Below are 14,184 nucleotides of genomic sequence, written 5' to 3' on the forward strand. Positions count from 1 at the left end.
GGGCTGTCATCGGCATGAGTCAAACGGCCGAACACAAGCCCGCTTGAGACGCCGATTGCCGACCACCCTTCATGCCCGCCGGCGCAAAACGATCAACAGCATCGGGGCGCCCACAAGAGCCGAGATCAATCCGGCGGGGATCTGGTAGGGGAAAGCGATCATGCGCCCTGTCCAGTCGGCAATGACGAGAAGGGCCGCCCCAATGAGGGCTGCGGCGAAGATCTGGGCGGCGGGCCGGCGAAGACCGAGCCCGTGGGCAAGGTGCGGCGCCATCAAGCCGACGAAGCTCAAAGGGCCGACGACGAGCGTCGCTGCCGCCGTCATGACCGCCGAGAGACCGAACAGCACCGCGCGGGCGGGAACGATCCTGAGGCCGAGTTCACTTGCCGTCTCGGTCCCGAGCTGCAGCAGGGCAAGCCAGCGGCTGGCGAGAAAGGCGGCGGCCAGACAGCCGAGCGCAATCAGAAGGGCGCTTGCGGCCACCGCATTGTCGACGAAATAGGTCGAGCCCGCCATCCAGCGAATGAGCGCCAGGCCGCGCGGATCGCCGCTCGCGGCAAGGACGCCGATCCCGGCGTCGAGGATCGCGCCGAGGGCGATGCCGGCGAGCAGCACACGGTTCGGGCCGAAGCCGGAACGCGCGCTCAAGAGGAAAATCAGGGTCAGCACGCCAAGGGCGCCACAGCCGGCAAAGCCAAGCTGGACCGTCAGGCCGGGCGCCGCAAAGACAAACATGGCGGCCGCCACGCCGAGCGTCGCTCCTGCCGATACGCCAAGCACCTCGGGGCTTGCCATTTCGTTTCCGGTCAGCCGCTGCAGGATCAGCCCGGTCACGCCGAGCACGGTTCCGGCCCCGAATGCGGCGGCGACCCGCGGCAGCCGAAGGGGAAGGATTTCGTCCCACGAAGCGGCCGGCAGCCATGCCCAGGCGCCGTCGGGTGCGCGGCCGAAGAAGATCGCGGCAGTCGCCAATGCGATGACCAGGACGAGCAGAGCAGCGAAGGATGCCGTTCTGTTGTTCATTATATGTTGGGGTGACGGCAGGCCGGGCAGCGCGCGCGAAGCCGTGGCGAGACGTGGGAGAAGAGCGATCAGGATCGGGCCGCCGAGCAGTGCCGTCACCGCCCCGGTCGGGACGAAGTCGCCCGGAGCGGCAAGCTTGATCGCCTGATCCGTCAGGAGCAGAAGGCCGGCGCCTGCAATGGGCGACCAGATCAGCTGGCTGAGAATTCGCCTGGCGCCGGCGAGCCGCACGATCTGCGGGGCGACCAGCCCGATGAAGCCGATGACGCCGACGGCGCTGGTGACGAAGGCGCTGAGCGCGATGGCAATCGCTAGCATGAAACCGCGGGCCCATTTGATCGGCAGGCCGAGGCTCGTTGCGCCGGCATCGCCAATCTGGCTCAGCGCCAGGGGTCTCGTGGCCAGAAGAGCAAGCGCCGCCAGCAGCGCCACCTTCGGCAGCAGCGACGCCGGGATCGCCCAGCTCTGCTGCGACAGCGATCCGGCGCCCCAGATGAAAATCCCGGAGAGATATTGATCGTTCATCAGCACCAGGATGGCCGCCGCCGCCCCGCACCAGAGACCGACGATCATGCCCGACAGGATGAGGGAAAAGGGCGAAAAACCGTGCCGGGCGCTGATCGAAAAGATGGCGGCGGCGGCAGCGGCACTGCCGGCAAGCGCGGCGGCGTCCCGGCCCCATCCCGTGAGCGACGGGATGGCGAGCATCACGGAAACCAGCGCCAGATTGGCGCCGGTGGAAATGCCGAGCGTCGTCGGCGAGGCCAGCGGATTGCGCAGCACCTGTTGCAGGATCGTGCCGGAGAGCGCGAGTGCGGCGCCGGCAATGAGGGCTGTCGCCATGCGCGGCAGCGTCGAATAGAGGAAGAGAAGGCGCTCGGCATCATAACCGCCGGACGCCGCCTTAAGATGCGGCAGTGCCGCCAAAATCTCCCTTCCGGCAAGGGCCAATCCGGAAAAGAGCAGGAGGCCCGCAAGTGCGGGCGCGCCGAAGTGCGAAAATCTGGCCTTCATCGGGCTGAAGTCTCCAGCGTATCGACGACCAGGGTCGAAAACCGCAGCGCCTCCTGAACCATTCCGAACATCAGAACGCCTGGAATGACCGAGATACGCTGCCGCCTGACAAAGGGAAGACCGGTCCAGAGCGGGCTTTCGGAAAGCTGCGTCAGGACGTCGGGTGGAAGCAGCGGCGAAACGATGATCAGATGCGCGTCTTCGCCGAGTTCGGCGAGCTGTTCCAGGCCGACCGTTTGAAATCCCCAGTAACTGGCCTCGCCCTTCCAGGCATTCTCAAGGCCGATGCGCTTCATGGCGCCGCTGAAAAGCCCGGGGCCGCCATAGATGCGCGCATGCCTGTTGTCGATGAAGTTGATGACGGCAACCGGAGGCGCCGACAGGTTTTTTGTCCGCCCGCGCAACCGATCGAACGTGGCATCGGCATGGGACAGAAATGCCTTTGCTTGCTCTGCCCGTCCGATCATCGTGCCGAGCCGCAGCGTTTCGGCGTAGGAACAGGTTAGCGCCTCGTTGTGCTCGGCGTAAATGGTGAACCGCTCCACCGGTGCGATCCGCGACAGTTTATCGTCCAGTGCCGCAAGGAAAGGGGTGCTCAGAATGAGCGATGGCCGGATGCTGGTCAGGACCTCGAGATTGATCTCCGACGTGGTGCCGAGATCGACGACGCCGGCCGGCATCGTCGGTTCGACCACCCATTCCCCCCAGTTTCTCAGGGAAACGACGGCGCGCGGCGTCTGGCCGAGCGCCAGCATCGTCGAGGCCAGTCCGTAATCGAGCGAAACGACGCCGCCATCGCCGGCGCGCACGGTTGCGGGTGCGCCGGTCATTGCCAGCGCGCCGAGCAGAAAGTCTCGTCGTCTCAAAGCGTCGTCTCACCTGCCTGAACACCGGCGAGCGGCTTGACCATGAACAGGCACGGGTGATCCTCGTGCCACAGCTTTGCTAAGACCTCCGCCCTGATAAAGCCGTTCCGGTCATAGAAGCGCCGCGTCGCCTCGAATTGCGGTTCCTCGCGGTCGCGCGGGGCGAGCGTCTTGACCGTCAGCAACCGGGCACCCGCTTCATGGCCGAAACGTTCGGCTTCGTCGATGAGATGACGTCCGGCGCCGCGGCCGTGATGTTCAGGCCGGGTCGCGATCAGTGCGATTTCGACGGCGCCGGGCAGGTGCGGCTTCAAGGCCATCAGCGCGGTGACGACATCGGCTTCGATATAGCCGAACACCGGCAGCTCTTCGATCGCCTGGGCACTCGCTTCGATGACCTCGGGTTCGGAAAACCAGTCGGGCAAAGCCCCCATGATCGATCGGCAGAGCTCCGCCTTGCCCGTCAGGATCTCAACTGTCCTTCCCATTTTTTCTCGCTTTCACTCCGTCGATTTAAACTTGACTCCTGTTATCACCTTAAAATAGACACTGCAATCAAATCGTGTACTTTCCCTCCAAAAAGGAGCGCCACGACCACGTCGACCAGTAACGACAGAGCCTGATTTTCCATTTGTAAAAAGGGTACAGGACAATGCAAGCATTGCATCGCGATGTGAATGGAAATGCCGTTGTCAACGCCATGATCGAAAACAAGGATAAACTCCTTAAAACGATTGAAAGCGTTGTCAAATCAAGGTCATATTCCGAGGATATCTTTCAGGATGGCGTGATTAAAGCTTACGGGGTCAAAACCGATGGCATTCGTTGCCCGATCGGCTACGCCTTCCGGATGGTCTATAACCTCGCACTCGACGAAAACCGCCGCCGCCGTCAGCAGATGAACAACTATAGGTCGATCGATCAGGTTCAGGAAATCACGGCTCCCATCCCCACCGTGCTCGACCAGCTTGTCGCTGCCGAGACCCTGCGCGATGTGCTTGCCTCGCTCGAGGCGCTGCCGAAGCGCACCAACGATGCCTTCATTCGCCACCGCCTCAACGGCGTGCCGCAGAAGGATATTGCCGCCGAACTCGGCGTCTCGAGGACCCTCGTCAATTTCATGATCAAGGCGGCGGAGGAGCATTGCCATCTGGCGATGGCCGAACCCCTCCTGCGCCCCGATCATGCGCACCGGCAGGTTGTTAGCGTCTCGCCGCGTGCAGCGCCTGCTGCAAATCGTTCCACAGCAGTTCCGGCTCTTCCAGGCCAACGGCAAAACGAACCGTCTGCTCGCTCACGCCGAACCGGATGAAGGATGTCATCCGGTCGGGGATCTGCAGCGCCACCTTGGCGGGGACCACCAGCGTTTCGGGTCCCCCCCAGCTGACGCCGAGGCGGATGTCGCGGAGACCATTCACAAAACGGGCGACGTCGATATCGGGATTGAGATCGAAGGCGAACAGCCCGGCATAACCCGACAGCGTCGCCCGTCCGGGATGGTCCTGAAAGGCCGGGTGACGAACGCGCGCAATCGCCGCATGCTGCTTCAGCCGATCCGCCAGCAGAAGCCCGCTGCGCTCATGCTCCTTCAGCCGCACACGCAGGGTGCGCATGCCGCGCAACAAGAGCCAGGCCTCGAACGGCGAAAGCTTGGCGCCGACATAGGGATAGGAGGTCGCGTTGATCCTGGCGATCGCCTCCTTCGAGCCGACGACGACGCCGGCGACCGTATCGCTGTGGCCGCCGAGATATTTCGAGGCGGCGTGAATGACGATATCGACGCCGTGCTGGATCGGCTTCTGAAAGAGCGGCGTTGCCCAGGAATTGTCGATGATGGTGGTAACGCCCGCCTCCTTCGCCATGGCCGACAACGCCGCAATGTCCTGCAGCTCGAAGACGAAGGAGGTCGGGTTTTCGAGATAGAGCAGCTTGGCGCCGGAGAGCGCCTTGCGGACCTCGTCGTGATCGGCGGGATCGACGAAATCCACTCCGACGCCGAGCCGGCCGAGCAGTTTGACCAGAAGACGATAGACATCATTATAGAGATGGCGGACCGCAACGACCCGGTCGCCGGCCTGCACCAGGCTCAGAATTGTCGAGGTGATGGCGGCCGTTCCGCTAGAGAAGGCGCGTCCATCCTCGGCGCCCTCGAGGCGGGCGACCAGGAGTTCGAATTCGCGGACGGTCGGATTGTCGCCGCGCGAATAGATGTAGTTGCGCGTGCGGCCTGCAAAAACATCCTCCATCGCCTCGTAGCTGTCATAGGTGAAGAGCGAGGTTTGGAAGATCGGCGGAGACACGGCGTTGAATGCCGCCGGATCGACAGGGGTGAAGAGATCGTCGGCGATCGCATGGGCGCCGAGGTCGTGCGGGTTGATCGACTGGTTCATGGTCATCCTCTCATGGACAAAAGCTGGGAGTGGGACGGATGGAGGTCAGATGGCCGGTGGAGCGCTGCCGGAGTGCACTGAGCGACCTCACAAGGCAGACGGCCGACAGCAGGCCGGTGAGCGCCGAGGCCAGGAACATGGCGGCCAGCAGGCCTGAAAAGCCGAAGAAGGGCGGCAGGAGCGCAAGCAGCGGAAACAGCAGATAGCCGTTTTGCGCCAGACCGACGGCAATCGCGGCTTTCGGCCGGCCCTGCGCCTGGAAGAGGATCAGCACCGTTTGCCGCAGGCCGAACAGCAGAAGAGGAAGATGGGTTGCGATGATCGCCTGCCCGGCGATCCCAATCACCGCCGCATCGTCGCTGAAGAACGAAGCGAGATGTTCGGAGAAGGCAAGCGCCATCAGCCCGTAGGCGCCGCTCGCCGCACTCGTGACCGCTGTCAGGATGCGGGTTGCCGACAGCACCCTGGCCATATCGCCTCGACCCCAGGCAAAGCTTAGAATGGACTGGGCCCCAAGCGAGATGCCGATAACGGGAAGTGTTCCGACAGCCAGCAGCCGCAAGGCAATCCCGATGCCGGCAATGCCGGCTTCGCCGTGATAGGTGCCGGCGAGCGACACCATGATCGCAATGGCGCCTGCCGTCGTCAGGCTGGTCAGCGTCGTCGGCGCCCCGACGGCAAGGACGGGCCTGAGAGCGCGGAGATCTGCCAACCGCCAGTCAAGGGTCAGCCGGACCATCCCAAGCCGCCTGGCGTGATAGGCGCCATAGATGGAAAGCGCGACGATCTGCGACAGGATGGTGGCGATGGCCACACCCTGCAGGCCGAGGCCGAAGCCGAAGATCATGATCGGGTCGAGGATCATGTTCAAGGCAAAGCAGGCGACCAGCGTCCACATGCTGAAGCGGGCATTGCCTTCCGCGATCGCCAGAAAATCGAGAATGATCTGCGCCATCGTCAGCGGGATCGAGATCGCGATGATCATCAGGTAATGCTGCGCAAGCGGCTCGATTGCTGATGTGGCGCCGAACAGCGGCAGATCCGGAAACAAGACGAGTGCGAGCGCACTTGCCACGCCGAAGGCGACGCCGGCAGCAAGGCTGATCGAAGCGATGACGCCGGCCCGCGAGCGGTTGCCGGCTCCGAGCAACCGCCCGACCTCGGTCGCGACGCCGACGCCGATGCCTTCGCCGAAGGCGGCGATCAGCATCAGGATCGGCAGGACGATCATGATCGCCGCGATCTGGTCTTCGCCGATCATGCCGACGAAGACCATGTTGATGGTGTGGTGCGCGGCATTGATCGACAGGCCGAACATGGCCGGCAGCCCGAGCCGCAGCAGCAGCCTGAGAAGCTGGGGACTGGCAAGATCCTCCGGGGCGAGGCGCCGCTTGCGCAGGCTGCCGCTCATCTCGCTCATGTCGTTCATGATGCGGGCACCCAGAGATGATCGCCGAAGAAACGCTCACGGGTCAGCATCACCAGCAGCGCCCGCTTGTGCGGAAAATTGAAATGCTTGACCTTGGCAAAACCCGAGCGATCGAGGTTGCGGATCTGCTGCTCGTGGCTAGCGCGCGGCTCGCCGACGATGCGCTTGGTGCGCGGATCGTCGAGGAAGATGAAATGCATCAGCGAGGGAAGCCAGGCGCTGATCCATTTCTTGCCGCGATAATCGGGCTCGCCGATCGCCACATGCCAACCGCGGTCATAATCGTCGGCATCGTAGAAGGGGCCGAGCCGGTTCTCCTTGGCCCAATAGACCTCGAAATAACCGAAGGGGATGTCGGCGAAACTGCCGATCAGCGGCAGGACATGCGGATCGGCGATCCGCTCCTCCAGGATCTCCCGGTGCTTGTCGAGCGAGCCCGCATCCTCCCAGATCGTGTTGACCTGTTCGTCGTTCATCCAGCGGTGAAAGATGGCAAGATCGGTCTCGGGGTCGGCGACCCGGAAGCTGATATCGCGTTCCAGCCACGGGATGAAGCGCTGGTAGACCGTGCCCTTCGGCTTTGCCGGCCGGCGCGGATGATAGCGCCCCGCCGTCATTTCCTGCACGGGCGGCATCGGATAGGTGAGCTGCGGCAGCCAAAGCGACGGCCATTGCCAGAGGATCTCTGCATCCAGCCTGCCGCCGGCACCGGAAATATGCGGCGGGAGGCCCGTCCGATGCCCTTCGAACGCGATTGATTTGATCGAGCGATCTTCCGCCGTCACCGCTTCGGCGGCCGCCATCAGAAGCTCCGCCGATCGCGCGGGATCACCATGGTAGAAGGTCAGCGTCGCGGTGCCGGCCTCGACCTCGAATGCGGCCTCGTGATGCCCGTGCGCGGTCTTCAGATGGATGAGATTGGGTGCGAGGCTGACGTAGCTGCGCGACTGCAGACCGCGCCTTTGTTTGGCGGCGTCGAAATCCATGATGTTCTCCTTGACCGACAGGGCTTTTGATGCGGCGAGCATGAAGCCCGCTCTAGTGCCGATTTGGTAGAATGACGATCCATCTCCAGCCCGATTTAGGGTTCGGAGAAGAAAAAAATTCTCAGCAATTCTCTAAACCGCAGCCATCGGGATCCGTCATTTGCGCATGACATCCATCTCTGCAGGAGCTTCGAATGGACAATCTTGAGCCTCGCGACGATCTTTGGATCGCCGTCATCGACACCGAGCGTCACTACTCGGTCTGGCCGCAGGACAAGCGGATTCCCACGGGCTGGGAGCCGGCCGGCTTTGCCGGTTCACGTCAGGAATGCCTGGCGCATATCCGCGGCGTCTGGACGGACCCGCGGCCCCTCTCGCTGCGCTCGGCAATGTCAGGCGATGCGCGTCTCTGAATAACGTCCGGATCCCCAAGATGAACAAGCAAATCACAAATTTCGCCGATGCTTCCCCGACCGATGCCGCGATGGACGCGGTCTTCGAGAGCTTTCCGCTGACGATCGCGCAGAAGCGCATCTGGTCGCTGGAGCAGATCGGCAACTACACCGTCTTTCCCGACCAGGTCATCGGGCTGCGATTGAGCCCGGCAGCCGGCATCGAGACGATTGCCGGCGCCTGCCGGGCGCTCGTGGCGCAAAATCCCTCGCTTGCCTTGCGCTTCCGCCGGCTGGCGGGCGGCCGCATCGAGCAATATCGCGGCGCATCGAACGCGGTGCCGATCGAGATCCTCGGCAAAGACGGCGCGGCCCTTTCCGAGCCGGATGCCCTGGCTGCAAGGAAAGCCTTCCGCGACAAGCGCTTCGATCTCCTGGAGGCCCCCGGTGCGCGCATCCAGATCATCCGGCTTGCTGACGGGCAATCGCTGCTGACGATCGTGCTGCATCCGATCGTCTGCGACCACCGCGAAAAATCCGTCCTCGCCGGGTCGCTGGCGCGTATTCTCGACGGCGAGCCGGTTGGCGACATGCAGCCGGTGGAAATCTCGGCCGGCACGCGGGAGGCCGATTGGCTGGAGACGGACGAGGCGCGGGAAGCCTTTGCCTATTGGCGCGACACCATCGGTCTCGACTATGCGGCTTCGACCTTTCCCACCCGCTTCAACAGCGGCGGGCTGGCAGGCGTGGCGCGCGCGCAGCACCGATTTTCGCTCGAGCCCGACCTCTGGAGCAAACTCGAACGGCATGCGGGGGATAAGGGCGTTCCGGTCGATCGCGTGCTTCATGCCGGCTTCTGCGCGCTGCTGGCCCGCTACAGCGGCAACTACGCTTTGCTGACCGGCCTTCTCGTCGCGCGGCCCCATAAGGAGCATTTCGCCAGCCGCGGCCGCGCCGAGCAGGTGCTCCCGCTCATCCTGTCGCTGACGTCGAGACATTCCCTCGACGATGTCATCGCGGCGATCTCGCAGGCAAGTGAGGAGGGCGAGCGCCGGCTCGTGCCGCTGGAACGCATCACCCAGGAACTGGTGGTCAACGAAGCCGCCGCCCAGGAAGCCGTGGTCAAGGCGCTGTTCGAATTCCGTGGAGCCTATGCGCTACCCAGCCACGCCACCAATCTGGAGCCGCCGGGGGCCCGCGCCGACAGCGAGCTCTCCCTGGTGGTCGAGGCGCATTCGGATGGTGCATACGTGCTGATCGACTACGCGCAGGATCTTTATGACGGCGCTTTGGTTGCCCGGCTCGCCAGGCATTTCGGCCTCGTGCTCGAACAGATGGTCGCGCAGCCGAATGTCAGGATCAAGGATATCGAACTGGTGGGGGCCGACGAGCTCGACTGGTTGTCGGCGCCTTACGAAGACGACGTCGTCAACGACGACAGGCCGGTGCATGAATTGATCGCAGCCCATTCGCGCCGGACGCCGGAGAAGACCGCGATCGTCTATGGCGACGAGGAGTGGAGCCATGGCTGGCTGGAGGCGAGCACCAACCGCCTCGGACATCGGCTGCGGCAGCTCGGCGTCCGCGCCGAAGTGACGGTCGCCATCTTCATCAAGCGCTCGCCGGAGGCCGTCGTCGGCATCCTGGCGACGCTGAAGGCCGGCGGCGCCTATATCCCGGTCGAGCCCGATCATCCGCCGGTGCGCAACCATCACATCCTGCGCGACGGCGGCGTCAAGATCGTGCTCACTCATAGCTGGCTGCGCCATCGGTTGCCGGAAGAGCTCGACACGATCGTCCTCGAACTCGACAAGATCGATCTCGACGGCGAGCCGGATACGCCGCTCTATATTCCCACCCACAAGGATCAGCTCGCCTATGTCATGTACACCTCGGGCTCGACAGGATTGCCGAAGGGCGTCGCGGTCGAACACGGCCCGCTGACGCACCATCTGCAAAACACCTCGCGCGTTTACGGCATGAGCTCGGAATCCCGCGAGCTGCCGTTCCTGCCCTTCAGCTCGGACGGCGGCCATGAGCGCTGGATGAACCCGCTGATGGAAGGCGGCAGCATCATTCTTCCCGATCAGCCGCTGTGGACGCCCGAGGAGACTTTGACGGCGATGCGCAAGCACGGCGCCAACAATGCCAGCATTCCCACAACCTATCTGCAGCAGCTGGCGGAATGGGCCGATATCACCGACAGCGCGCCGCCGATGCGGCTTTATTCCTTCGGCGGCGAGGGGCTGGCGCAACCGACCTTCGATCTTTTGTCGCGGGCGCTGAAATCGGAATGGCTGATCAACGGTTACGGTCCCACAGAAACCATCATGACGCCGATGGTCTGGAAGGTGAGGGCCGGCACGAAGTTCCAGGGGGTCTACGCGCCGCTCGGCCGCGCCGTCGGGCTGCGGCGCGTCTATGTGCTCGATCCCGATCTCAATCCGTGCCCGATCGGCGTGACCGGCGAGCTCTATATCGGCGGCGAGGGGATCGCCCGCGGCTATCTCGGCAAGCCGGATACCACGGCCGACCGCTTCATCCCCGATCCGTTCTCGAAGGAGGGCGGCCGGCTTTATCGTTCCGGCGATCTGACGCGCTGGCGCGATGACGGAACCGTCGAATTCGTCGGCCGTGTCGATCATCAGGTGAAGCTTCGGGGCTACCGCATCGAACTCGGCGAGATTGAAGCGGCACTGCTCCAGCAGCCCGGTGTCGGCGAAGCCCTGGTCGTGCTGCGCGATGACGATGCCGGCGAGAAGGCGCTGGTCGCCTATGTCGTGCCCAAGAAGGACGAGACGTTGAACGTCGAGACCGTCCGCGCCGGTCTCGAACGCAGCCTGCCCTCCTATATGGTGCCGGCGGCCGTGGTCGAATTGGAAAAAATGCCGACCAATCCGAACAGCAAGCTCGACCGCTTCGCGCTTCCGGCGCCCCAGCCGGTCCGGCGCGAAATCGTCGAGCCGGCGACCACCCTCGAAGAGGAGGTGCTCGACGTCTGGCGGCAGGTTCTGAAGCTGGAAGCGATCAGCGTCGAGGATAATTTCTTCGCGATCGGCGGCAATTCGCTCGGCGCGATCCGCATCCTTTCGCAGCTCCGGCAGCGCCGGCCGAAAACGCCGCTCACCGTCGCCGATATCTTCAACAACCCGACCATCCGCGCCTTTGCCGGCGTGATGGAGCAAGGGGCCGAACGGGATCTGTCGGAGGTGATCGTGCTGCGGGCCTCCGGCGCCAAGCCGCGGCTCTATTGCTTCCCGGGGCTTCTCGTCAGCACCCGCGAATATGTGAAGCTCGTCGATTATCTCGGCGCCGACCAGCCGGCGACCGGCTTCATTTGCCATTCGCTGTCCGAAAGGAAGGAAGTCGGCGCGCCGATCGAAGATATCATCGAGAGCTACGTCGATTACATCAGGACCCATAGCGGGGGCGCGCCCTGCACTTTCCTCGGCTGGTCCTGGGGCGGGCTTCTCGCCTACGAGGCCGCCCGCGCTCTCGGCAACGAGGTCGACGTCAGGATGATGGCGATGGTCGACGTTTGCGATCTCGGATCGGAATTTGCGATCGGCGCCAAGCCGAGATTCCGGCCGGGCGAGCGCGACGCGCTTCACCGGGACGTCGCGGCATGGCTTCAAAAGACGGCGATGCGGTCCGAATGGGACCGGCTGCTGTCGACGATGGATGCCGATACCTACGACCAGTTCCTGCGCTTCGTCGGCGACGAAAAGGACCCGCTTCCGACCGACGGGCCGGATATCAGCAGCCGCGAGCATACGTTCTGGGTGCTGATCGACAACGCCCTGATCTTCCGCAAGCATCGGCTCGTCCCTCACGATGTGCCGATCTATCCCTGGGCGGCCGACGACAGCCTCAACCGCGGCCTCAACCTGATCGATTGGCGTCGCCTGTCGCCGCGGGCGCATGCGGCCGAAATCATCACCGGCACCAACCATCTGCACATGATCGGGTCTCCCGCCTTCCATTCAAGGCTTGCCCTGCGTCTCAAGGAAACAGAGAAGGACTTCGCATGACCGTCGCTTTTACCCGCAGGGACGCCCTCAACGAGCCGCTCGATCTTGCCGGCATCGGCATCGGCCCCTCCAATCTGAGCCTCGCCTGCCTGCTGGAATCGGTGCCCGAGGTCCGCAGCCGCTTCTTCGAGCGGCGAGACTCGTTCGACTGGCATCCCGGGATGATGATGCCCGGCGTCGAGCTGCAATCGTCTTTTCTGAAAGACCTCGTCACCCCGGTCCTGCCGACCAGCCGCTGGTCGTTCGTCTCCTATCTGGTGGCGCATAAGAGACTGTATGCCTTCCTCAATGCCAATTACGACGCCGTTCCCCGGCAGGAATTCGCACGTTATCTCGCCTGGGTCGCCAAGGGCGTGGAGGGTTTGCGCTTCGGAACGGAGATCCGCGACGTCGAGCACCGCGACGACCGCTTCGTCCTGCGTTTTGACAATGGCCAGGAAGAAGCGCGCAACCTGGTGATCGGCACGGGGTCTTCGCCCTTCGTACCCGACTGGGCAAAACCCTTCCTGGGTGCCGATTGCTTCCATAACAGCGAAGCGAAATCGCGTATCGGCGATCTTCGCGCCGGCCGCATCGTCGTGGTCGGCGGCGGCCAGAGCGGCGGCGAGGTCGTGGAAGCCCTGCTTGCCGATCCCGGTTCCATGAGCGAACTGACATGGATCAGCCGGCGGCACAATTTCGAGCCGATCAACGACACGCCGTTTTCAAACCAGGTCTTCTCGCCTGAGTATGTGCAGGCCTATCTGAAGCTCGGTGGCGAGCAGAAACAGGCAGCCTTGAAGAACTCGGTCCTGACCAGCGACGGCCTGTCGATTTCGACGATTCATTCGATCTACCGCCGTCTCTATGCGCTGCGTTATCTCGAGCCGAGCACGCTCAATGCATCTCTGTCGCCAAGCCGCGACGTGATCCAGATGGAGCGAAACGGCAATGCCTATCGGCTCATCGTCCGAAATCAATTCGACGGCGGGATCGAGGTGCTGCATGCGGATGCGGTGGTGCTGGCAACCGGCTACCGGTTCCGATTGCCGGATGCGCTCGCCTCGCTGGGGGAACGGATAGCGCTCGACAGAAACGGCTATCCCATGCTCAACGACGATTACACGATGCAATGGACAGGCCCGCGGGCAAACCGGCTGCTGGCGCAGAATGCGGGCCGATACTCGCATGGTATCGCCGACTCTCAGCTCAGCCTGATGGCCTGGCGCAGCGCGACGATCGTCAATACGCTTCTCGGCCGGCAGCATTTCGACGCGGAACCGGACAATGCGCAACTGGCCTGGGCGACGGAGACGGCGTCCGCAATGCCGCATCAGCTCCGAGCCGGCTATTCGGACGGCATGCTGTCGTCCTGAAATATCTGTATAGACATGCCGGGGAGCCCGGATTGCGAGCAGGCAGCCAGCGCCACGACGTGCTGGCTGCCGCTTTCGACCAGACGATGGTGCCATTGGTAGCGATCGTCGCCGAGCATCACAGGGATGCCGTCCTTCCAGGCGAAAGCGACAGTGCGAGGATCCTCGCGCAGCCCGACGCCGAGCGCCTTCAGATGGCTCTCCTTGAGCGTCCAAAGTTCAACGGCGGCTCGCGCACGTTGATGCGCGGGCAGTTCGTCGAGCCAGCGTCGCTCGTCCAAGCTGCAATAGGTGTCCAAAGTCACCTCTTCGATCTTGGTGTCGGCGCGCTCGCAATCTATTCCGATGCGCTCGCAGCCCGCCGCAACCGCGACCGCCACCAGCCCGTCGGCATTGGACAGGCTGAATTGCGGTCTATCGCGACCCTCAAGGCTTAGCTTGCCGTGTTCGTCTGCGACCAACACGATCTCACCCGGCAGCGTCCCGGCATGGGCGCTCAACAGGCGCCGTAAGAGATAGCGGCCGGCTATGAACGAGGCTCGATCTCGTTCAAACCGATAGGTCGCCGCCCGATCCCTTTCATCCGGTGAGAGCGACTGCATCCAGCGGTCTCGGTCACGTTCGTTCCTGGAATACTGCCAGAGAGAGATTTCGATACCGGCAGGTTGGCTTTCTGATAGCTGCATGGATCCAGTATG

At 63.5% G+C, this 14,184-nt stretch carries 11 protein-coding genes; 4 read left to right on the top strand and 7 right to left on the bottom strand.

All coding sequences use genetic code 11. The features are described from left to right. Positions 1–69 precede the first annotated feature (69 nt). The 3 genes from fhuB to QMO80_RS24315 are packed head-to-tail and all read right to left on the bottom strand — an operon-like array spanning position 70 to position 3,391. Positions 70–2,037, bottom strand: coding sequence for a Fe(3+)-hydroxamate ABC transporter permease FhuB (gene fhuB / locus QMO80_RS24305; protein ID WP_283200433.1), 1,968 nt, complete (start codon positions 2,035–2,037; stop codon positions 70–72). Continuing rightward, positions 2,034–2,867 carry an iron-siderophore ABC transporter substrate-binding protein gene (locus tag QMO80_RS24310; RefSeq protein WP_369685947.1) on the bottom strand — a complete coding sequence of 278 codons (834 nt, stop codon included), beginning with the start codon at positions 2,865–2,867 and terminating at the stop codon, positions 2,034–2,036. Before QMO80_RS24310 ends, fhuB begins: the two co-directional genes overlap by 4 nt. Before the next feature lie 32 nt (positions 2,868–2,899). Beyond that, complete coding sequence (locus tag QMO80_RS24315; RefSeq protein ID WP_283200435.1) at positions 2,900–3,391, bottom strand: N-acetyltransferase; 492 nt, start codon at positions 3,389–3,391, stop codon at positions 2,900–2,902. Positions 3,392–3,555: 164 nt separating this feature from the next. Between QMO80_RS24315 and QMO80_RS24320 the strand changes: the two genes are divergently transcribed. Next, a complete protein-coding gene (locus QMO80_RS24320; RefSeq protein WP_283200436.1) occupies positions 3,556–4,215 on the top strand; it encodes a sigma-70 family RNA polymerase sigma factor in 660 nt (219 codons plus the stop codon). Here QMO80_RS24320 and QMO80_RS24325 read toward each other — a convergent pair. Genes QMO80_RS24325 through QMO80_RS24335 form a run of 3 tightly spaced genes read right to left on the bottom strand, consistent with a single transcriptional unit; the run spans position 4,106 to position 7,708 of the window. After that, on the bottom strand, positions 4,106–5,293 hold the full coding sequence (locus QMO80_RS24325) for a PLP-dependent transferase (RefSeq protein WP_283200437.1): 1,188 nt from the start codon (positions 5,291–5,293) through the stop codon (positions 4,106–4,108). The two genes, QMO80_RS24320 and QMO80_RS24325, sit on opposite strands and share 110 nt — an antisense overlap. A 10-nt stretch (positions 5,294–5,303) precedes the next feature. Then, entirely contained in the window at positions 5,304–6,722 is a 1,419-nt protein-coding gene (locus tag QMO80_RS24330) for an MATE family efflux transporter (RefSeq protein WP_283200438.1), read from the bottom strand. After that, a complete protein-coding gene (locus QMO80_RS24335; protein ID WP_283200795.1) occupies positions 6,719–7,708 on the bottom strand; it encodes a GNAT family N-acetyltransferase in 990 nt (329 codons plus the stop codon). The genes QMO80_RS24330 and QMO80_RS24335 overlap by 4 nt, the downstream gene beginning before the upstream one ends. A gap of 194 nt (positions 7,709–7,902) precedes the next feature. Here QMO80_RS24335 and QMO80_RS24340 point away from each other — a divergent pair, with 194 nt between their 5' ends. The 3 genes from QMO80_RS24340 to QMO80_RS24350 are packed head-to-tail and all read left to right on the top strand — an operon-like array spanning position 7,903 to position 13,486. Further along, on the top strand, positions 7,903–8,121 hold the full coding sequence (locus QMO80_RS24340) for an MbtH family NRPS accessory protein (RefSeq protein WP_049732135.1): 219 nt from the start codon (positions 7,903–7,905) through the stop codon (positions 8,119–8,121). Positions 8,122–8,141: 20 nt separating this feature from the next. After that, complete coding sequence (locus QMO80_RS24345) at positions 8,142–12,131, top strand: amino acid adenylation domain-containing protein (protein WP_283200439.1); 3,990 nt, start codon at positions 8,142–8,144, stop codon at positions 12,129–12,131. Continuing rightward, positions 12,128–13,486 (top strand): lysine N(6)-hydroxylase/L-ornithine N(5)-oxygenase family protein, encoded by a 1,359-nt coding sequence (locus QMO80_RS24350; RefSeq protein WP_283200440.1) that lies wholly within the window; start codon positions 12,128–12,130, stop codon positions 13,484–13,486. Before QMO80_RS24345 ends, QMO80_RS24350 begins: the two co-directional genes overlap by 4 nt. On the opposite strand, the gene QMO80_RS24355 is transcribed toward QMO80_RS24350, so the two are convergent. Further along, on the bottom strand, positions 13,459–14,172 hold the full coding sequence (locus QMO80_RS24355) for a 4'-phosphopantetheinyl transferase superfamily protein (protein WP_283200796.1): 714 nt from the start codon (positions 14,170–14,172) through the stop codon (positions 13,459–13,461). The genes QMO80_RS24350 and QMO80_RS24355 overlap by 28 nt on opposite strands. Between the last annotated feature and the right edge of the window lie 12 nt (positions 14,173–14,184).

The sequence above is a fragment of the Rhizobium sp. BT03 genome, assembly GCF_030053155.1.
In the GTDB taxonomy this organism is placed as follows: Bacteria; Pseudomonadota; Alphaproteobacteria; order Rhizobiales; family Rhizobiaceae; genus Rhizobium.